At 30.4% G+C, this 19,184-nt stretch carries 22 protein-coding genes; 6 read left to right on the top strand and 16 right to left on the bottom strand.

Going from position 1 to position 19,184, the window contains the following annotated elements; all coding sequences use genetic code 11:
* Position 1 precedes the first annotated feature (1 nt).
* The 4 genes from ABXT45_RS01390 to ABXT45_RS01375 are packed head-to-tail and all read right to left on the bottom strand — an operon-like array spanning position 2 to position 3,165.
* Entirely contained in the window at positions 2-1,300 is a 1,299-nt protein-coding gene (locus ABXT45_RS01390; RefSeq protein ID WP_415313937.1) for a TolC family outer membrane protein, read from the bottom strand.
* On the bottom strand, positions 1,300-2,226 hold the full coding sequence (locus ABXT45_RS01385) for a uridine kinase (protein WP_415313935.1): 927 nt from the start codon (positions 2,224-2,226) through the stop codon (positions 1,300-1,302). Before ABXT45_RS01385 ends, ABXT45_RS01390 begins: the two co-directional genes overlap by 1 nt.
* Positions 2,227-2,232: 6 nt before the next feature.
* Positions 2,233-2,595 carry a GFA family protein gene (locus ABXT45_RS01380; protein WP_415313933.1) on the bottom strand — a complete coding sequence of 121 codons (363 nt, stop codon included), beginning with the start codon at positions 2,593-2,595 and terminating at the stop codon, positions 2,233-2,235.
* Positions 2,596-3,165 (bottom strand): SOUL family heme-binding protein, encoded by a 570-nt coding sequence (locus ABXT45_RS01375; protein ID WP_415313931.1) that lies wholly within the window; start codon positions 3,163-3,165, stop codon positions 2,596-2,598. It lies immediately after the preceding gene.
* A 165-nt stretch (positions 3,166-3,330) separates the two neighbouring features.
* On the opposite strand from ABXT45_RS01375, the gene ABXT45_RS01370 reads away from it, so the two are divergent.
* Complete coding sequence (locus ABXT45_RS01370; protein WP_415286670.1) at positions 3,331-3,726, top strand: LexA family protein; 396 nt, start codon at positions 3,331-3,333, stop codon at positions 3,724-3,726.
* A complete protein-coding gene (locus tag ABXT45_RS01365) occupies positions 3,704-4,984 on the top strand; it encodes a Y-family DNA polymerase (protein WP_415313927.1) in 1,281 nt (426 codons plus the stop codon). Before ABXT45_RS01370 ends, ABXT45_RS01365 begins: the two co-directional genes overlap by 23 nt.
* Here the strand turns inward: ABXT45_RS01365 and ABXT45_RS01360 are convergent.
* Both ABXT45_RS01360 and ABXT45_RS01355 read right to left on the bottom strand, forming a co-directional pair.
* The gene (locus ABXT45_RS01360; protein WP_415313925.1) at positions 4,981-5,850 is read right to left on the bottom strand and encodes a glycosyltransferase family 2 protein; all 870 of its coding nucleotides are present in this window, start codon (positions 5,848-5,850) and stop codon (positions 4,981-4,983) included. The genes ABXT45_RS01365 and ABXT45_RS01360 overlap by 4 nt on opposite strands.
* Positions 5,847-7,169 (bottom strand): glycosyltransferase family 39 protein, encoded by a 1,323-nt coding sequence (locus tag ABXT45_RS01355; RefSeq protein WP_415313923.1) that lies wholly within the window; start codon positions 7,167-7,169, stop codon positions 5,847-5,849. The genes ABXT45_RS01360 and ABXT45_RS01355 overlap by 4 nt, the downstream gene beginning before the upstream one ends.
* A gap of 78 nt (positions 7,170-7,247) precedes the next feature.
* Here ABXT45_RS01355 and ABXT45_RS01350 point away from each other — a divergent pair, with 78 nt between their 5' ends.
* On the top strand, positions 7,248-7,790 hold the full coding sequence (locus ABXT45_RS01350) for a TraR/DksA family transcriptional regulator (protein ID WP_415313921.1): 543 nt from the start codon (positions 7,248-7,250) through the stop codon (positions 7,788-7,790).
* Positions 7,791-7,806: 16 nt separating this feature from the next.
* On the opposite strand, the gene ehuA is transcribed toward ABXT45_RS01350, so the two are convergent.
* From ehuA to ABXT45_RS01325, 5 genes are all read right to left on the bottom strand, one after another.
* Positions 7,807-8,595 (bottom strand): ectoine/hydroxyectoine ABC transporter ATP-binding protein EhuA, encoded by a 789-nt coding sequence (gene ehuA, locus ABXT45_RS01345; protein ID WP_415313919.1) that lies wholly within the window; start codon positions 8,593-8,595, stop codon positions 7,807-7,809.
* The gene (ehuD, locus tag ABXT45_RS01340) at positions 8,596-9,273 is read right to left on the bottom strand and encodes an ectoine/hydroxyectoine ABC transporter permease subunit EhuD (RefSeq protein ID WP_415313917.1); all 678 of its coding nucleotides are present in this window, start codon (positions 9,271-9,273) and stop codon (positions 8,596-8,598) included.
* A gap of 1 nt (position 9,274) precedes the next feature.
* Positions 9,275-9,946: an ectoine/hydroxyectoine ABC transporter permease subunit EhuC gene (ehuC, locus tag ABXT45_RS01335; RefSeq protein WP_415290850.1), complete on the bottom strand. Its 672-nt coding sequence runs from the start codon at positions 9,944-9,946 to the stop codon at positions 9,275-9,277.
* An 80-nt stretch (positions 9,947-10,026) separates the two neighbouring features.
* Positions 10,027-10,878, bottom strand: a complete 852-nt coding sequence (locus tag ABXT45_RS01330; protein WP_415313915.1) for a transporter substrate-binding domain-containing protein — start codon at positions 10,876-10,878, stop codon at positions 10,027-10,029.
* Positions 10,879-10,985: 107 nt separating this feature from the next.
* The gene (locus ABXT45_RS01325) at positions 10,986-11,777 is read right to left on the bottom strand and encodes an MOSC domain-containing protein (RefSeq protein WP_415313913.1); all 792 of its coding nucleotides are present in this window, start codon (positions 11,775-11,777) and stop codon (positions 10,986-10,988) included.
* Positions 11,778-11,795: 18 nt separating this feature from the next.
* Here ABXT45_RS01325 and ABXT45_RS01320 point away from each other — a divergent pair, with 18 nt between their 5' ends.
* Positions 11,796-12,623 (top strand): phytanoyl-CoA dioxygenase family protein, encoded by an 828-nt coding sequence (locus tag ABXT45_RS01320; RefSeq protein WP_415313912.1) that lies wholly within the window; start codon positions 11,796-11,798, stop codon positions 12,621-12,623.
* Here ABXT45_RS01320 and ABXT45_RS01315 read toward each other — a convergent pair whose 3' ends face one another.
* The 4 genes from ABXT45_RS01315 to ABXT45_RS01300 all read right to left on the bottom strand — a co-directional run bounded on the left by ABXT45_RS01315 (position 12,624) and on the right by ABXT45_RS01300 (position 15,435).
* Complete coding sequence (locus tag ABXT45_RS01315) at positions 12,624-13,250, bottom strand: glutathione S-transferase family protein (protein ID WP_415313910.1); 627 nt, start codon at positions 13,248-13,250, stop codon at positions 12,624-12,626.
* A complete protein-coding gene (locus ABXT45_RS01310) occupies positions 13,247-14,263 on the bottom strand; it encodes an NAD(P)/FAD-dependent oxidoreductase (protein WP_415313908.1) in 1,017 nt (338 codons plus the stop codon). The genes ABXT45_RS01315 and ABXT45_RS01310 overlap by 4 nt, the downstream gene beginning before the upstream one ends.
* Positions 14,264-14,584, bottom strand: coding sequence for a 2Fe-2S iron-sulfur cluster-binding protein (locus tag ABXT45_RS01305; protein ID WP_415313906.1), 321 nt, complete (start codon positions 14,582-14,584; stop codon positions 14,264-14,266). It lies immediately after the preceding gene.
* A gap of 80 nt (positions 14,585-14,664) precedes the next feature.
* The gene (locus tag ABXT45_RS01300; RefSeq protein ID WP_271492687.1) at positions 14,665-15,435 is read right to left on the bottom strand and encodes a bacteriorhodopsin-like; all 771 of its coding nucleotides are present in this window, start codon (positions 15,433-15,435) and stop codon (positions 14,665-14,667) included.
* Positions 15,436-15,649: 214 nt separating this feature from the next.
* On the opposite strand from ABXT45_RS01300, the gene ABXT45_RS01295 reads away from it, so the two are divergent.
* Positions 15,650-17,545, top strand: a complete 1,896-nt coding sequence (locus tag ABXT45_RS01295) for a propionyl-CoA synthetase (RefSeq protein ID WP_415313904.1) — start codon at positions 15,650-15,652, stop codon at positions 17,543-17,545.
* Positions 17,545-17,877 carry a DMT family transporter gene (locus ABXT45_RS01290; RefSeq protein ID WP_415313902.1) on the top strand — a complete coding sequence of 111 codons (333 nt, stop codon included), beginning with the start codon at positions 17,545-17,547 and terminating at the stop codon, positions 17,875-17,877. The genes ABXT45_RS01295 and ABXT45_RS01290 overlap by 1 nt, the downstream gene beginning before the upstream one ends.
* Here the strand turns inward: ABXT45_RS01290 and ABXT45_RS01285 are convergent.
* Positions 17,874-19,178, bottom strand: a complete 1,305-nt coding sequence (locus ABXT45_RS01285) for a dihydroorotase (protein ID WP_415313900.1) — start codon at positions 19,176-19,178, stop codon at positions 17,874-17,876. The genes ABXT45_RS01290 and ABXT45_RS01285 overlap by 4 nt on opposite strands.
* Positions 19,179-19,184 lie beyond the last annotated feature (6 nt).

Genomic DNA, 19,184 nt, shown 5'->3' with positions numbered 1-19,184 from the left:
ATTACTGTATTTTCAAGTAATTACTATTCAACAAACCAATAGCTTGAAGAAGCTTAAACTGTGAAAGTAAGTAGTTTCTTTCAGAATCTGCTAGGCTTATTTTTGAACTTAATAAAATTGAATTTGACTGAATAACATCAAGTGTAGATCTTCCAAGGCCAGTTTCATACTCAACTGTTATTCCTTCGTTTGCTGTTTCAGCTGCTTTAACTTGAGCGGTAACTGCATTCAATAAACTTTTTGATACTTGAAAGCTTGACCATGCGCTTGCAATATTTGCATCATTTGTTTTTAAAGCATTATCTAGTAATAATTTTTTTCTATTTTTTAAATTTTTACTTTTATTTAAAGAAGCTGTATTTTTTCCACCTTTAAAAATTGGCCATGAAATAGTTGCTTTTAATATTTCTTTATCACGCTCACCAATACTTGAGCTTACATTGTCTGACTTTGAACTATTAAACGATAAAGATGCAGATGGTGATAGGTCAGATCTAGCTATTGTTACATCTTTTTCTGATTGCTCATACTCTAGTCTTGAGATAATTAAATTTGGATTAGTTGTTTTTGCTATTTCAATTGCTTCATTTAAATCTTTTGGTAATTCAAAGATTAAATCTGAATTCTTACTTAAAGTATTAGTATTCACAATTGGGCCTATAACTTTTTCATATGTCAGCTTAGCTGTAACTGTTTCATTTTTTGCTTGTAAAAATTGTGCTTGCGCACCAGCAAAGGAAGACTCGGATTGCGCTAAATCAGATATGGTAATTTGACCTCTTTCTAATCTTGCTTGATTGGTCTCAACTTGCCTCTTTAGCAGGTTAACATTATTTTGATTAATTTTAAGTTTTTCATCAGAAAAAATTAAACCTGAATAAGCTTCTATAGCCTGGTATAAAATCTCTTGTTCAGTTTTTAAAAGTTTTGCCTCAGCTAAGGTTAATCCAATTTTACTTTTTTCCATACTTGCTATACCTGCAAATCCTTGAAATAATTTTTGCTCAATGTCTATTGATTGAGTTTTTGGATTGACGTCTGTAAAGGATGAATTGGCACCCGTTCCGTCAGTTAGCTTTTTTGTATTTTCTTGGCTCTTAGAACCTGATAGTGTTAAACTTGGTAAAAATTCACTTCTTGATATTTTTACTTCTTCTCTAGAAACTTGAATATTTTCACGCTCTGCATTTAATACTGGGTTTTCATTATACGCTTGCAATAATGCTTTTGACAAAGGTATAGAAAAAGCTTTTTCATTAAAAAGAATAATAGATAAGAGTATTAAGATTATTTTTTTCATTATTTTTTAAATTTTATCTTTTCGATCTGATGATTGCTATTTAAATTCATTATAACTGATGAGCTTTTTATCGCATCTTTAAACATTTGTTGAGTAATTCTTTGATAGGTCTGCATAAAGTTTATCACATCTCCACTGCTCATAATCTTTAGGTTTTTCTTGTTTTTTGTTTGAACCCAGAGCTTTCTCTCCTGTTTTAATCTCCATTCTCTTAATAAGCTAAAGTTTTTAGCCTTTAAATATAACAATCCATCTAATTGCTTGAATAAGGTTTTGTATTTAGTTTTTAATTGATTGTTAACATAAGTTCTCCATTTAGCTCCTTGATCATAAACTTTTTCAAGGGAATTAATTGGCTTTTTAAGTTGACTGCTTAACTGAGGTCTTGCTCCAACACACCAGCCTTCAAAAATTACTACATCAGGCTTTGTTTTGATTTTATACCATAAGCTCTTTTGGCACCTATCATCTATTGCTTTATTAAATGTTGGAATTTGTAAACTTTGAAAGTTTTTATCTTTAATTTGTTTAAAAAAATTTAACATTAAATCTACATCATGAGTTCCAGGTACTCCTCTCGTCATTAATAAAGGGTGTTTATTTTTAGATAATGACTTTCTATCTTTTCTTGTTTTATAAAAATCATCAATAGAAACTTTAAAAACATTTAACTTAAAATAATTTTGTAAAATTAAAGTTAAAATTGATGAGATAGTTGTTTTACCTGACCCTTGTCCTCCAGCTAAACCAATTATGAATGGTTTGTTTTTATTAATTTTTTTTACTATCCAAAAACTAACTGGGATTAAAAAAGATTTAACCATCTTATCTTTATTTTTAAATTTATCCTTCTTAGTTTCTTGAGAAGAAATAAACTTAAAACAATCTTTTTTTATTTTATTGAAACAATCATTAATTTTTTGCATAAAAAATTACTTATTATCAAGAGGATGGTTTTGACCATCATTCACAGCAACATTTTCTAATTCAAAAGTATTTATTTCATCTACACATCCAAGATTAAACCCTGTCATAGCTGGATTAGATCTTGGATTGTGATGCGTATAAATTCCACAATTAGAACAAAAATAATGTTTCGCAATTTTTGAATGAAATTGATAAAGCTTTAATTTTTCTTTACCTTTAATAATCTTAAAGTCTTCATTTTTAACCATAGACATAATTGCTCCTTTTTTCTTACAAATTGAACAATTACATCTTTGAACTTTTTCCAAATTATCATTTACATTTATTTCTGCTTCTACTTCTCCACAGTGGCATGTTAGTTTTTTCATTTATATTTCTCCTTTATTTTTTATATTAATCTCAAACATTGCTTCATTTCTTCTATTCATAGGTAATGTGAAAGGTCCATCATAAGTTGCTTTAATAGGTGCACTCAAAATTGATATGTCATCTTTTTTCAATTCATTTTCTAAAATGCTTTTATGTTTAGTGAAATTTTTATCAGAAGCTCTTCCTGAGTATTTAATAACTGCATAATAACCTTCTTTAATGTTTAAAATCTTTATATCTGAGTTAGATGGAACTGGTATGTTTTCTTTATTAAATCGTGAAGGTAAATAAAATTGCATAGTCATATTTCCTTTTTTTTCTACCTGAGTAACTGGTGTTGTCATTTTAATTTCTTCATTTTTATCATTGTTGCCCGATATGTAGTTAAATAATTTTCTAAAACTGCTACCTTCATTTGACATTGATGTTTCAATAACTAAACGATCAGAGTATTTTCTAATTTCATAAATACTATTTTTTTTTACTACTTCATAATTTGCTTCTTCATAAGCCATACTGTTAGAAGTTATAATCAAGCCAAGAAACACAATTGATAGAATTTTTTTCATTTTAATATGAAGCTTAAACTATCTCTGGTTGAAGTTATCCACAAGAGCACAAAATGTAGTTTCAATGTTCACGTTTTGATTCACCTTTGATTCAGTTACAGACTCAAAATACAACTTCTTGCGTGTATTGTATAACTGGTCTATAAATTAGAACAAAACAAGAACATGAAATTAACTATTCCTTTTTATTTACATAAAGCAGGCGCAGGTTTTCCCTCTCCTGCAACAGATTACATCGAAGAAGATGTAGATCTTAACATTCATCTGATCAAAAATGTTCCAGCAACTTTCATTATCAGAGTTCAAGGAAAATCGATGACCGATGTTGGTATTTATGATGGTGACCTGTTAGTTGTTGATAGAAGTTTAAAACCTAAAAATTTTTCAACAGTTGTTGCAAATGTTCATGATGAATTAGTTGTTAAAAGTTTTGTCAAATCAAAAGATGGTCAATTTCTAACATCAGGTTCAAAAAATATTCAGGATAAAATAATTATTGGTGATGAAATGGAAGTATTTATTTGGGGAGTTGTGACTTATGTCATCCATTCAACGTACTAAAAAAATAGCACTTGTTGATTGCAATTCTTTTTATGTTTCTTGTGAAAGATTATTTAATCCTAAAATTAGAAATAAACCTGTCGTTGTTTTGTCTAATAATGATGGCTGTATTATTGCAAGATCAAATGAAGCAAAGTCTCTTGGCATCAAGATGGGTGAGCCTTACTTTAAAGCTAAAGATATAATACTTGGAAATAATGTTTATGTTTTTTCTTCAAATTACTCTTTGTATGGAGATTTATCTAGAAGAGTGATGAGAACTTTAAAAAGATTTAATCCTGAGCTAGAAATATATTCAGTAGATGAGGCTTTTTTAGATTTAAGTAATTATCCAGATGATGAAGTAGAAGATATAGGAAAAGAAATTAGAAGTATTGTCTTACAGTGGACGGGAATACCAACTAGCATTGGCATTGCTAAAACAAAAACCTTAAGCAAGATTGCAAATCATATAGCAAAGAAAAAACAATCTGGTGTAACAAACTTAATAGGAATTGAAAATATTGATCTATTACTAGAAAAGATAGATATCAACGATGTATGGGGAGTTGGTAAACAATTAACTAAATTTTATCATCAAAATGGAATTTATAATGCCAAACAATTAAAAAATATGTCAAATACTTGGATTAAAAAGAGTTCTAATGTTTTAAGTTCTAGGACAGCGTTAGAACTTAGAGGTATTTCTTGCATCCCACTAGAAACTAAAACTTCAAAAAGAAAAAGTTGTGTAGTGTCAAGATCATTTGGTACAAGAGTTGAAAAATTTCAAGAGTTACAAGAAGCAGTTGCGAGTTATTGTTTAAATGCTTCTGAAAAAATTAGATCAGAATCTTTAATAGCAAAATCGATAACTGTTTCTGTTAGAACAAGCCCCTTTCAAAATAGAGGTGTATATTATTCAAATGCTAAAACTATAGATTTTCCAATAGCTACTAATAATAGTATTGAAATAGTTAAAACTGCTTTAGTTGCATTAAATAAAATCTTTATAAATGGATATAGGTATCAAAAAGCAGGCATAACATTAACTGGTTTGGTTAGTTCAAGTGGCAGTAAAAATCTATTTTCTACTGAAAAAGATGAAAAAATTAAAGGCTTAATGAGAGCTATTGATAGTACAAATTATAGATATGGCCGATCAACACTAAGCTTGGCTAGTGCAGGAGTTAACAAAAAGTGGAATATGAGGAGAGATCACTCTTCAAAGATAGATACGGCTGACTTCCATTCACTACCAATAATAAAAGCTATTTAAAGCTGATCTACGCTGCTAATGTTTTCTAAAGAGTTTTCAAATTCTAGAATGTTTTCTCTCTGAGAAAGTATAATTACTGAAATCATCATAATAATAACTCCTATAACGGGCAATAATGTGATCAATGATAGATTACCGGTAATTAGAAATAAGTAAGCAATTAAAAAAAATATAGATCTAATTAATAATGTCATTTTAAAAACAGCTATGATTGATAGTGAATGTTTTAATAGGTTAATAAAGCTCATTTTCGATGGTCCAAAAAATCTCTTACCTCTTATTGATGGGATAGACTTTCTATCTTTAAATAATTTAGCAACAGCACCTGAAAAACTACTCCATGCTGACTTTTCTTTTATTATCTTATTAACTGCAAATTTAGGTAGGCAAATAAAATTACCAAACTTAATAGACTGTCCAGTAAAGATAAAAGTTAAATATTTGTGTAAAAGATAACAAAGTTTAAAGAAAAACCCTTCAGATCTTTTTACTCTATTGGCTGTAATAACTTTATCAGGATAATCATTTGCTTTATCAATAAGTAGAGTTATTTCTTCCACTCTATCTTCGCCATCTCCATCCATTGGAATGATATAATCATAATCTTCATGTTTAACAATATATCTTAAACCTGATGCATTACATCTGGCATGTCCCTTATTTTTTTTCATGTTGAGTATCTTAATAGACTTAAGATTGTTGAAATTAAAATCATTAATGGGTCTTTCTTCAGTAGAACAATCGTTTACAATTATAACTGAAAATTTATGATTTAAATCATTAACATGCAAGTCTATATCTTCTAAAAGTTTAAAAGCTGACTTCCAATCGTTATATATGGGAATTAAAATCTTTATTTTATTCATTTATTTCCTACACAAATATTATCAATGCAAATAAATTTTGATAATGAATTAAGTTTATCCTTTGTAATCAACCCTTCCCAAACTGGTCTAGAATTGAGGTGATATGATAAATTACCAGCATGCCATTCGTCTCCAAGAACAACATTTATTGGCAATGTGTGATTCTGCTTCCATAAGTATTCAGTTTTAATTGCTATTTCCTTGCCCAAATAATCTGTTCTTTTATCTGTTTCTGTAATTGAAATATAAGCATAAGCAAAAGGTGAAAAAATAAACAAAATTAAAAACGCTGATATGAACCCATTTAATTTTTTAAGATTTATTTGTGCTTGAAAAATATAGACAATTAATACGCCAAAAAATAAATAAAATGGGGTCATCCACATTGTTCTTATTTTAGAACCTGTCAATATTGAGGTTAAGAACATTAATCCAATTGGAACTAGATTAATAAATATTAAGAATAATAATTTCTTATCTTTTAAAGTCATCTTTAGTTTAATTTTTTTTATTAAAAAAAATGACATTATGAAAAATGGAATTAATATTCCTATTTGTTTTCCTAAAAATATTAAAGGATGAGCTATATGGTGTAATAAACTTGAATTCTCCAGATCTGTTCTAGCTAACCCATATGCAATTGTTATATAATCATTATTAGCCAACCAAATTAAATGGGGAATTAACAAAACAATAAAGACCTCCAGAGATATTAGATGTTTGAAATCAAATTTTTTATATTTCTTTATAAAAATTATATAAAAAAATAATAAGTCTATTGATATTAAAAGATAAATAAAAAGATATTTTGATAAAAAACCTAACGCTGCAAAAGCTCCCAGCAAAAAACAGTCCTTAAAAGTTATTGTCTGTTTATCAAATAGTTTCCAAGAATAATAAACACACAACGACCAAAAAGGTAATTGGCAAACATTCACATTAAACTCAGGTGTTGTAAAATTATAGAAATAAATACCCTCTAAAAGAAGTACCGATATTAAACTTAAAGTTTTATTTTTAAATAGTTCTTCAGCAAATTTAAAAACAAAAATAAATGCAGTTACTACAAATAATTGACTTAATAAATAATAAGCCCAATCCTGCGATCCAAAAAGTTGGTAAATAACTTCAGGAAAAAAAGCACTTACTGGTGGATGTTTATTAAATCCCCAATCTAAATTACCTCCCCAAGCCAAAGCTTCAATTGTATCAAGTGGTAAATTGTTATTTGTTAATGTGGGAACCAATGTCCATAAAATTAAATGAATTATAAGAAAACTATAAAACAATTTATTTATATTGTTTTTATTGATTAACATTTCATTGATTTTATATGAATTAAGCTTGCTTGACACGTATTAATTGCTGAATATACTCCGGCCACTAAATTTATACATATGCCTAAAATCTCAAAATCATCTACTAAAAAACCAACAGCTAAAGCAAAAAAAATTGCTGTTGTAATCAAAAAACCCACTAAAGTAATAAAAAAGATTAGTGTCACTGAAAACAAAGTAAAGGCACCGATTAAAATATCAAAAACATATATTCCAAAAGATACTGAAAAATATATGTGTGACAAACACTTATCCTTTTTTAAGATAAAACTTACAGAATGGAAAAAAGAATTAGTAAAAGCAAATAATGAAGCTCTTTACCATGGATCAATGGATGACAATAGTGTTTCAGCAGATATTGTGGATCAAGCAAGTTCCTACACAGACAAAAATGTAGAAATGAAAGCGATTAATAGACAAATTAAATTAATTTCTAAAATTGACCAAGCCTTGATAAGAATAAAAGATAAAACTTTTGGGTTTTGTGCAGAAACTGCTGAACCAATTGGATTAAGAAGGTTAATGGCAAGACCGGTTGCGCATCTTTGTATTGCAGCTCAAGAAAAGCACGAAAAAGATGAAAAAGTTTACGCTGACGATTAAAGTTTAAATATTTTCCTTAACTGGCATCAAGAACAGCATGTAAAAATTGTTTAGTTCTTTCATTTTGAGGATTATCAAATAATTGCTCGGGGGACCCCTGTTCAAATATCTTGCCTTCATTAAAAAAACACACTCGGTCTGATATTTCTTTAGCAAAGCCCATCTGATGAGTAACCATAATCATAGTAAGATCATGCTCTTTATTTAAAGATCTAATTACATTTAAAACTTCACCAACAACTTCTGGATCTAATGCAGATGTAATTTCATCTAAAAGCATAACCTTTGGTCTCATTGCTAGAGCTCTGGCTATCGCAACACGTTGCTGTTGACCACCTGATAATCTTGAAGGATGCTCATCTTTTTTATCTGAAAGTCCTACTAAATCTAGTAAATCCAAAGCTCTCTCTTCAGCTTCTTCTTTTTTCATACCCAGCACTTCTACTGGTGCCTCAATACAATTTTGTAGAGCAGTCATATGAGGAAAAAGATTAAATTGCTGAAAGACCATTCCTATTTTTGATCGTCTTTCTCTTAAATATTTTTCATTAGCAATAACTAGCTTCCCTTCTTTATCAGGCATATGAGTTAATGGTTCATTTTCCAAATAAATTACTCCCTGATCAATTTTCTCTAAAGTCATCAAAGTTCTCAATACGGTTGTTTTACCTGAGCCAGATGGGCCTATAATTGAAACCATTTCATTCTTTTTAATTTCTAAATTAAGTTTATCTAAAACAACAAGATCTCCATATTGTTTTGTAACATCAGAAAATTTTACTAAAACATCATCTGAATTATTCATTTAGTTTTTTACCTTTCCTTGCGCTTTGTTAACTGTTCTTTCTAATTTTCTAATACCCATTGCTGCAGGTATAGATAAAATTAAGAAAATAATTCCAACCATAGTATATGGTTCTAAATAACGATAATGATACCCACCTACTGCTGTTGCTGCATGAAATAATTCTGCAACTCCAATAGTTGATAATAATGGTGTATCTTTAAAGATTCCTACTAAATAATTTCCCATTCCTGGAATTGCTATAGGAAAAGCTTGAGGAAAAATTATTCTTTTATAAGTGTATATTGCAGAAAAATTTAGCGCTCTACAAGCTTCCCACTGAGATTTTGGAACTCCCTCTAATGCACCTCTATAAACTTCTGAAAGATAAGTACCAAAATGAAGCCCTATAGTTATCATTGCTGACATCCAGGCAGATAAAACTATACCAAATTGAGGTCCAACAAAATATACAAAGAATAATTGAATAAGAAGTGGAGTTGAACGAATAAATTCTACTATTTCTCTAACTAAAATATTTACAAACTTATAAGGCGTTCGTTGACCCAATAAAAACAGCATACCTACTACAACTGCTATTGCATAACCTATTCCCGCAGCCATTATAGTGTTTAAGGTTGCCCATAACATTTTAGGTAATATTTGATAAGCAAAATCCCATTTCCATTCTGCATCCATATTATATCTTCTCCTTTCCTACTTTTCTTGCAGCAAGAACCTCTAACCATCGTAAAAAAGGGACAAGAAAAAATCTTGATATAATATAATATATTATAAGTGCCGTTCCAAAACATTGTGCAGATAACCATGTAATAGAATTAATTTGTTTTGCTTCAAATGTTAAGTCAACAACAGTTACTAGTGCAACTAGTGCGGTAGCTTTTAAAAGTTCTACAGTCAAGTTTGCTGCTGGTGGAAGTATAATTGGAAAAATTTGTGGTATAATTATTCTCCTCATTCTTTTTGCTGGACTAAAGTTAAGAGCATAAGCTCCTTCCCATTGACCTTTTGGTACTGCTATTATTCCACCTCTTACTATTTCGGCTCCATAAGCGCCAAAATTCATCCCTATAGCTACAACACCTGAAGTGAATGCCTCAAGAGACATACCAAAAAAAGGTAAGACATAATAAACCCAAAATAATTGCACCATTAAAGATGTACCTCTGAAAAATTCTATATAAATAGTTGCAGCGCCCTGAATAACTGAATTATTTGACACTCTCATTAAACCAAAAATTATGGAAATTATTACATAGAGAATAGTAGCACAAATTAATACCTTAACTGTAGTAACTGTTCCTAGCAATAAAGTAGATCCGTGTTCAGCTAAGAATGAAAAATAACTCACTTTTAAAACCTTTAATTAAATTTAAAAAAAAATCAGGCGACTTTTATTCATCGCCTGATTAAATTAATCTATTACTAATATTACTTAGTTGAACAAGCCCACTCAGTACTCATTGAAGGAGGTGGTAATTGAGCTTTATCATAACCATACTCACCAGCTCTCTCTAACATTTTTGCTGGGTTAGCCATAACTTTTGCTAAAGCTGCATTAAAATTATTTCTAAATTCAACATCACTTTTTCTAAAACCAATACCAACTACGTTTAAAGTTTCTTTAGGCATTAATTTAGGGTCAGTCACTTCAAACATACCGTTACTTTTTGCTTCATGCTCTTTTGCACCAAAGAATGTTTGTACAGCAACATCGGCTCTTCCAGCTTTCATTGCAGCAAGAATTCCAACTTCACCTTCAACTAACATCATTTGGCTTTCAGGAACACCATACTTTTTAGCAGCTTCAACAGTGTTAAATCCAGCACCAGTCACAAGTTTTGCACCAGTTCTAACAACGTCTGCATAATTATTAATTCCTTGAGGATTTCCTTTTGGAACCATCATGGCATCACCAAAAACACCTATAGGATCAGAAAAGTTCATGTTTGCACATCTACTTTTTAAAATATACATACCACCAGTAACCATATCTGAACGATTTGCATTTAATCCAGGTATTAATCCAGACCATTCAAAAACTTTAGTTTCAGTTTGATCTTCTGTGATTCCCATTTCTTCAAGAACTGTTAAAGCTATCATATTAACAAATCCTAAAGCTTGACCGTTATCTCCCGCATAAGCCCATGGCACTGCAGTTCCAAACCCAAGTCTTAACTTGTCACCACCTTTTAATTTATTAGTCAACGTTTCAGCGCTAACTGCAGTAATACTAAAAAGAATTACAAGAAAGACTCCAATTGATTTTAAAAATCTATTCATTTTTTTTCCTCTATTTAAGTTTATTTTAATAATTAAAACAAAATTGAAGTTGTTTGTACATCAAAAAAAATAGATGCAACTTAAAGTTGCTTAATAAAATATTTATATTAATTAATTATCTGAACTTTATCACTTAATTTAATTTCACCATCATCAAGTGCAGTCAAATAAATTCCCATTTCAAAATGATTATAAGTTTTTTTTAATGACTGAAGTAAATTTAAAGAATTGTCATCTGTGTTTGGTTTTAGATTAATTGCAACACATCTTGGTATGTTTTTTTCAACTTTAAAAGAAACACCATTAATTTTAACAATTTTTCCAATCCATTCTCGTTCTTTCCATGGTTCAACTCCATCAATATGAATGTTGCCTCTAAATCTTTGAGCCTCAATTTTATGATTAATTTTATTCTTAAAATCCTCAATACTCTTATTATTTAAAAGAGATACCGAATGAGATAAAACTGTTTTATTTGATATTGATGTATCAAAAAAAGGAAGGTCTTTATTTTTCATTAATACTATTGGTTTTTTAAGGGAATTTTCCAATGCTAAGATTTTATTTGAAAGTAAATCATATTCATTTATTTCATTTACATTAATTGTTAAAATTTTCTCATTTTTAAAAGTTAATGTTAATTTATTTTCAACAAATAAAAAGTTATACTTATTCAATACTGGAGAGTTTTTTAGAGTTAAAATTTTATTCCATTTTCCTCTTCTTTCTTCAGGATTTTTTTCAAATAGCTTTACTTGTTCTAAATCTAAATCTTTTGCAAATGCAAAAATTCTATCTCCTATAATTCCAATATCTTTCTTAATTTCACACTTATCAATAGTTTGAAATGATATGGATTTAACTGGACAATAATTTATTGAAGAAATAGTTGCGCTCATATAATATTTTTAAATAATATGCCTAAATTGTCCCCAAATCAACTTCAAGAGTATAATGATAATGGCTATGTGGCTCCAATAGAAGTCTTAACTAAAGATCAAGCATTTGAGATAAGAAAAGAAATAGAAAGTATTGAAACTAAATGGCCTGATGAACTAAAAGGTGCCGGTAGAAATTATGTGCATATGATTTCTCCCATACTAAATGAAGTTTGTCATAATTCTAAAATATTAGATGCCGTTGAGAGCATAATTGGAAAAAATATTCTTATATGTGGAACAACTTTATTTATTAAAAACCCATATGAAAAAGGATTTGTAAGTTTTCATCAAGATGCAACATATATTGGATTGGAACCACACAATTGGGTAACTGCTTGGTTGGCAATAACTGATGCTAATGAGGAAAATGGTTGTATGAGAATGTGGTCTGGTTCACATAAAGCTAACATCAGACATCATGAACAAAAATATGATGAAGGTAACTTATTAACAAGAGGTCAAACTGTAGAAAATGTTCCCTTAGATAAAACAACACCTTTGGTTTTAAAAGCAGGACAAATGTCATTACATCATCCAACAATAGTTCATGGTTCAGGACTAAACAAAAGTAATGATAGAAGAATTGGTTTTGTAGTTCAAAGCTATATTGGCAGTAATGTAAATCAAATTTTAGGTAAAATGTATGTTCAGCAAGCAAGAGGAGGTGATACCTTTAAATATCATCAACATACTAAAAGACCGAGCACACTAATGGATCAAGAAGATATGAAAATAAGAAAAAAAGCAAATGAAGATTTACACGGGATTTTTTATCCAGGTTCTACTAAAAAAGGAAATTTCTAATTAAGGTTTTGGTATCTCAGAGCCATCTTTTAAAAGATCGTACCCCTTTACAACAGCTTCTCTATTTGAAATATCTAAATACCATCTAGCTAAGTTCTTATAATTATTAAGACCAATATCATGCCATTCGTGTCTTGCTATCCATGGCCAAGTTGCAATATCTGCAATCGTATATTCATTTCCAGCTAAGTATTTTGATAAAGATAATCTCTCATCTAATTCGCTATAAATTCTTTTTGTAATTTTAAAATATCTTTCTTCTCCAAATTCACTTTTTCCAGGATTGTAATGATGAAACTGATGATGCTGCCCAATCATTGGTCCTATAATTCCCATCTGCGCCATCAACCATTGGTTTATTGTATGCCTATCTTTTGCTTCATAAAATTTGTTATGTTTTTCAGCTAAATATATAAGTATTGCACCAGACTCGAATAATGACTGTCCATTTTCATGATCTGTAATTACTGGTATCTTTCCAAATGGGCTTATTTTTTTAAAATCTTTTTTAAATTGCTCATCTTTTGACAAATCAATTTTAGTAACTTTAAAATCACAACCTATTTCTTCTAACATTATTGTAATTTTTTTCCCATTTGGAGTATCTGCTGTAAATAGCTCTATCACTCTTTAACACCCAGTCTGCTTTTTACTGTCTTAGAGGAAGTGGTAAACTCAAATCTATATTTTTCATCTGGTTTAGCATATTTAAAACAACCTCTAGCAGCTAATGCTCCCTCATGAAAACCTGAAAGAATTAATTTAAGTTTTCCAGGATAGGTGCAAATATCACCAATTGCAAAAATACCTTCTTTATTGGTTTCAAAATTTTCTGTATTAACCGGTATTGTTTTTTTATCTAAATTTAATCCCCATTCAGCAATTGGTCCTAGTTGCATTATTAATCCAAAAAAGCCCAAAACATAATCAGTTTTAATTTCTTTTATACTCTCATCATCATGCTTGATGTTAATACTTTCAACTTTTTCATTACCGCTAACTGAACCTAATTGGTATTTAGTATGAACTTCTATCTTACCTTCATCTTTTAATTGGTTAACTTTATCAATACTTGCTTGCATTCCTCTAAATTCATCTCTTCTGTGTACTAATATAACTTTAGATGTATTTGAGAGTTCTATCGCCCAATCTAATGCTGAGTCTCCTCCGCCAAAAATGGTAACTGTTTTATCTTTAAAAATTTTTTTGTCTTTAATTGAATAAAGTATTTGTTTTCCTTCATACTTTTCAATTTCTTTTGTTGGGAATTTTCTTGGCTCAAAAGATCCTACACCAGCTGCAATAATTATACTTGATGCTTCAAATTTAGTTTCTTTATTGGTCTTTATTAACCATTTTTTTTCAACTTTTTTAATTTCTTGTACTCGCTCATTTAAATGAAAATTTGTTTTGAATGCTTTAATCTGTTCAATTAAATTACTAGTTAACTCTTCTCCAGTGCATTCTGGAACAGCAGGAATATCATAAATAGGTTTATCAGGATAAAGTTCAATGCACTGTCCACCTATTTTATCTAAGTTATCAACTACTTCACATTTTAATCCTATTATTCCTAATTGATGAACACAAAATAATCCAACTGGCCCTGCGCCTATTATTAAAGTATCTATTTTAATCATTTAACCTTGTTTTGATGGAATGCTAACAGTTAACCCATCTAGTTGATCAGAAACTAATAGCTGACAACTTAATCTACTAAATTTATTAGGTTCAAAAGCCATATCTAACATGTCTTCTTCACCATCTTCTTTTTTTGGAAGTTTATTAAACCATTCTTCTTTGACATAAACATGGCAAGTAGCACAAGCCATTCCACCTCCACAATCAGCGTCAATCCCCGGAATATCGTTTTGAACTGCACCCTCCATTACACTTAATCCATTAGAAACCTCTATGGTATGAGACTTTCCATTATTTTCAATGTAGGTAATTTTAGGCATTGAACTATATATAATTACATAAAAAAAAGGGCAAGTACACAAAATGTACTCGCCCTTTTTAAATTATTTAGGTTTACTAATTACTTAGCTTTTCTACCACCTGATTGCATTGCTGCAGCCCAAATGATCAGACCAAATGCAGTTTTGTTTAGCAAGTCAGCTATGTTGTAAATCACGTTTAGTGAGTCAGCATCTACACCACCTGTTAGGTAACCAAATACGTAACCTAATGGGTAAATTGCCCAACCAACTGTAACGATCATTCTCATTGCACCAAATGCAGTAACAAGAGCTTTGTTTCCACTTTTTGCTGCAGCTTTTCCTGCTTCACCAGAAAATACTTCATAAAGAATGTAGAACCATCCAGCCATACCGATTACAAAACCAAGTGTAGCATTAATGTATCCTGCTTCTCCTAAGTATCCACCTACAAGCATCACAACTGTTCCAATTAACAATCTCCAGAATATTCCAGAATTTGCTTTTCCTACAGCTGCTAGAATTAGGTAAAATTCTATCATCAGTAATGGTACAGTGATTAACCAGTCAATATATCTGTAAACAGTTGGTGATTCACCAGTTGTTACCCACACATCTCTCATATACATGTAATGGATGAATGCGATACCAGTTACTAGACCAGCTACAATTATTGATGTTCTCCAACCTGCTGCAACATTTCCTGCTTCTAAGAAAAAGAAAGCAGTAGACGCTAACATCACCATTGTTACTAGCCAGAATGAAATCCCAACGAAGTCGTCAGAAGCCAACATGGCTGTTTCTGCGTTTGCTACACCTGAAGCACCCATTAGGGCTACAGCTGTAAGGGCAAACAATTTTAGTTTTTTCATAAAAAACTCCCTCTTTTGTTAGTTTTTAACTTTTAGTTTATATAAACTAGACTTAAACAAACGCTCAAGTCATGTTGAACGTTAACTATCAAAGTTATCTAGTTTTTAGAAGGCTTAATTACATCTAATTTGTATTGATTTTACTTACTTTTTAAATTTTAATACAATTTTTAATTTAATAAGCTCAAAAAACTAGCAAAATAGAATCGATAATATGTCAAAAAAATTTAATGATATTTACCAAAACTCTCTAAAAAATCCTGAAGATTTTTGGCAAGAAGTATCTAATGATATTTTTTGGTTTAAAAAACCTACTAAAATTTTAAATAAATCTAACCCACCCTTTTATAAATGGTTTGAAGATGGTGTTACTAATACTTGTTACAATGCTTTAGATATTCATATCGATCAAGGCAGAGGTGACAAGCTAGCTTTAATCTATGATAGCCCAATAACTGGCAACAAAAAGCAGTTCACCTATAAAGAATTAAGAGAAAAAGTTTCAAAATTTGCAGGAGCACTAAGAAATCAAGGAGTTGACAAAGGTGATAGGGTTATAATCTACATGCCCATGATTCCCGAGGCAGTTATAGCAATGTTAGCATGTGGAAGAATTGGAGCAATTCACTCTGTGGTGTTTGGGGGGTTTGCTTCAAATGAACTTGCTAGCAGAATTGATGACAGTAAGGCAAAAGTAATAGTTACAGCTTCATGTGGTTTTGAGCCTGGAAAAACTGTTGAGTACAAACCATTGGTTGATGCAGCAGTTAAGATGGCTTCTCATAAAATAGATAAAATGATCTTGTTTCAAAGAATAGATCATACAGTTGAGCTTAATGCTCCAAAAGAAATCAGTTGGGGTGAAGCACTTTCAAATGCAAAAGAAGTAGATTGTGTGGAAATGAATTCAAATGATTTAGCTTATATTTTATATACCTCAGGAACCACAGGTGTTCCTAAAGGAATAGTTAGAGATATTGGTGGTCATATAGTTGCTCTAAAATGGACTATGAAAAATATCTACAATATTGATGTTGATGATGTCTGGTGGTCAGCAAGTGATATTGGATGGATTGTTGGACATTCATATATTGTTTATGCACCTTTATTTAAGGGTTGCACTACAGTATTATTTGAAGGAAAGCCTGTTGGTACTCCTGATGCTGGTGCTTTTTGGAAAATAATTTCAGACTATAAGGTAAAATCACTTTTTACTGCACCAACTGCTTTTAGAGCTATTAAAAAAGAAGATCCTGAGGGTAAGTTTTTTTCTAAATATGATTTAAGTAAATTTGAGTCATTGTTTTTAGCTGGAGAAAGAGCTGACCCAGATACTATTAAATGGGCAGAAAATTTATTAAAAGTTCCAGTAATTGACCATTGGTGGCAAACTGAAACAAGTTGGGCAATTAGTTCTAATTGTACAGGAATTGAAATGATGAAAACAAAATATGGCTCAGCATGCAAGGCAGTCCCTGGATATGATGTTCAAATCATGAAGCCAGATCAAACTTTAGCAAAACCTAATGAAATGGGAGATATAGTTGTAAAATTACCTTTACCTCCTGGAACTTTTCCAACCTTATGGAATGCAGATAAAAGATACAAAGACAATTATATGACTAATTATGAAGGTTACTATGAAACGTATGATGCAGGACATATTGATGAAGATGGGTATATTTGGATTATGTCTAGAACAGATGACATTATTAATGTTGCAGGTCACAGATTATCGACAGGTGCAATTGAAGAAGTTTTATCAGAACATCAGTCAGTAGCAGAATGTGCGGTATTAGGAATTGCTGATAAATTAAAAGGACAATTACCAATTGGTCTAGTCGTTCTTAAAACAGGTGTTAAAAAAGACAACGAAACCATTTCAAAAGAATGTATAAAAATGGTTAGAGATACTATTGGACCAGTAGCAGCATTTAAAACTGTAATTGTCATTAAGAGACTACCAAAAACAAGATCTGGCAAAATATTAAGAGGAACTATTAGAAAAATTGCTGATAATGAAGAATATAAGGTGCCAGCAACTATTGATGATCCTGCTATCCTAACTGAGATAAAAGAAGACTTAATTAAAAATAATATTCTTAAGTAGTGATTAAAACATATCTAATTTTAATGGTTGCAATTTTTTTTGAAGTAGGTGGAACAATGTTGTTACCCGTTTCACAAAATTTTACAAAAATTATCCCAACCACCACTCTCGCAGTTTTTTATTTGCTATCTTTTTATCTTATAACTTTTGTTGTTGATAAAATTCCAATCGCAATTGTTTATGCAACATGGAGTGGTCTTGGAGTATTTACCGTTGCAATATTAGGATATATCTTCTTTAAACAATCATTGTCTTGGCAAGCTGTATTAGGATTATTTTTTATTGTTTTTGGAGTTGTGCTTGTAAATAGCTTTTCATTAAAAACTATTTAAAATTTTAAAGGCTTACCCTCAGGATCACCTAAAATTTTACCATCCCTCATTTTAATTTGACCATTAATGATTGTTGATACTGGCGTGCCTTTAAATTCATATCCATCAAAAGGTGACCAACCACATTTACTTTCAATATTTTCGTTTTTAATTATAATTTTTTTATTCATATCTACGATTGTGAAATCAGCATCAAAACCCTCTTTAATAAAACCTTTATCTTGTACCCCAAAAATTTTTACTGGATTTTCACATATAGAATTCATTAATTGCTCTAAAGTTAACTTTCCATCATTAACATGATTTAACATAACTGGTAAAAGTGTCTGAACACCAGGCATGCCAGATGGTGAGTTCGGATAATTTTTTTCTTTATTTCCTCTTAAGTGTGGAGCGTGATCAGAACCAATTGTATCATTAAGATTATTTTTTACTCCATACCACAATCTATCATAATGAGATTTGTCTCTTAATGGTGGATTCATTTGAGCATAAGTTCCAAGTTTATCATAACAGTCTGGAGCGTAGATTGTTAAATGTTGAGGGGTAATCTCAAATGTTATGTTACCTTTGTGTTGTGATAAAAAGTCAATCTCTTCTTTCGTGGTAATATGAAGAATATGGGCTTTTTTCTTATATCTCTCAGCAATTCTAACTATTCTTCTAGTAGATGAGATTGCACATTCAGCGCTTCTCCAAATTGGGTGTGAATGAACATCTCCTTCTTTAATCAATTTTTTATTAATATTTAAAATTGCCTCATCCTCGGAATGTACTGCAACAACTTTTGAGCTACTTTTAAATACTTTTTCAATATCCTCTTCCTCAGCAACTAAAAGGTTTCCAGTTGACGATCCAGCAAATAGTTTAATTCCACAACAACCTTCTAAATTCACCAAATCTGCTAACTCACTTGCGTTATCAGCTGTTGCACCAAAATAAAATGCATAATTGCAATACATTCTATCTTTGGCGAGATCTAATTTTTTTTGAAATTCTACCTTGGTCGATGTTGGTGGATTGGTGTTTGGCATCTCGAACACGCTTGTTATACCACCTACTATTGCAGCCCTACTTCCTGAGTGTAAATCTTCTGTATCTGTTGACCCAGGCTCTCTAAAATGAGTTTGTGTATCAATGCACCCTGGTAATACTGTTAAACCTTTAGCATCAAAAGTCTCTTTCGCTTCACCGTCAATTGTGCCAATTTTTATAATTTTACCGTCTTTAATGGCTATATCTTGATCTTTAATATCTTTATCTATGTAGCATGAGCCGTTTTTAATTATTAGATCTAACATTTATGA

Origin of the sequence: Candidatus Pelagibacter sp. Uisw_106, from assembly GCF_047724975.1 — a bacterium.
Lineage (GTDB): Bacteria > Pseudomonadota > Alphaproteobacteria > Pelagibacterales > Pelagibacteraceae > Pelagibacter.
This window is presented reverse-complemented; position numbering and strand designations above follow the sequence as displayed.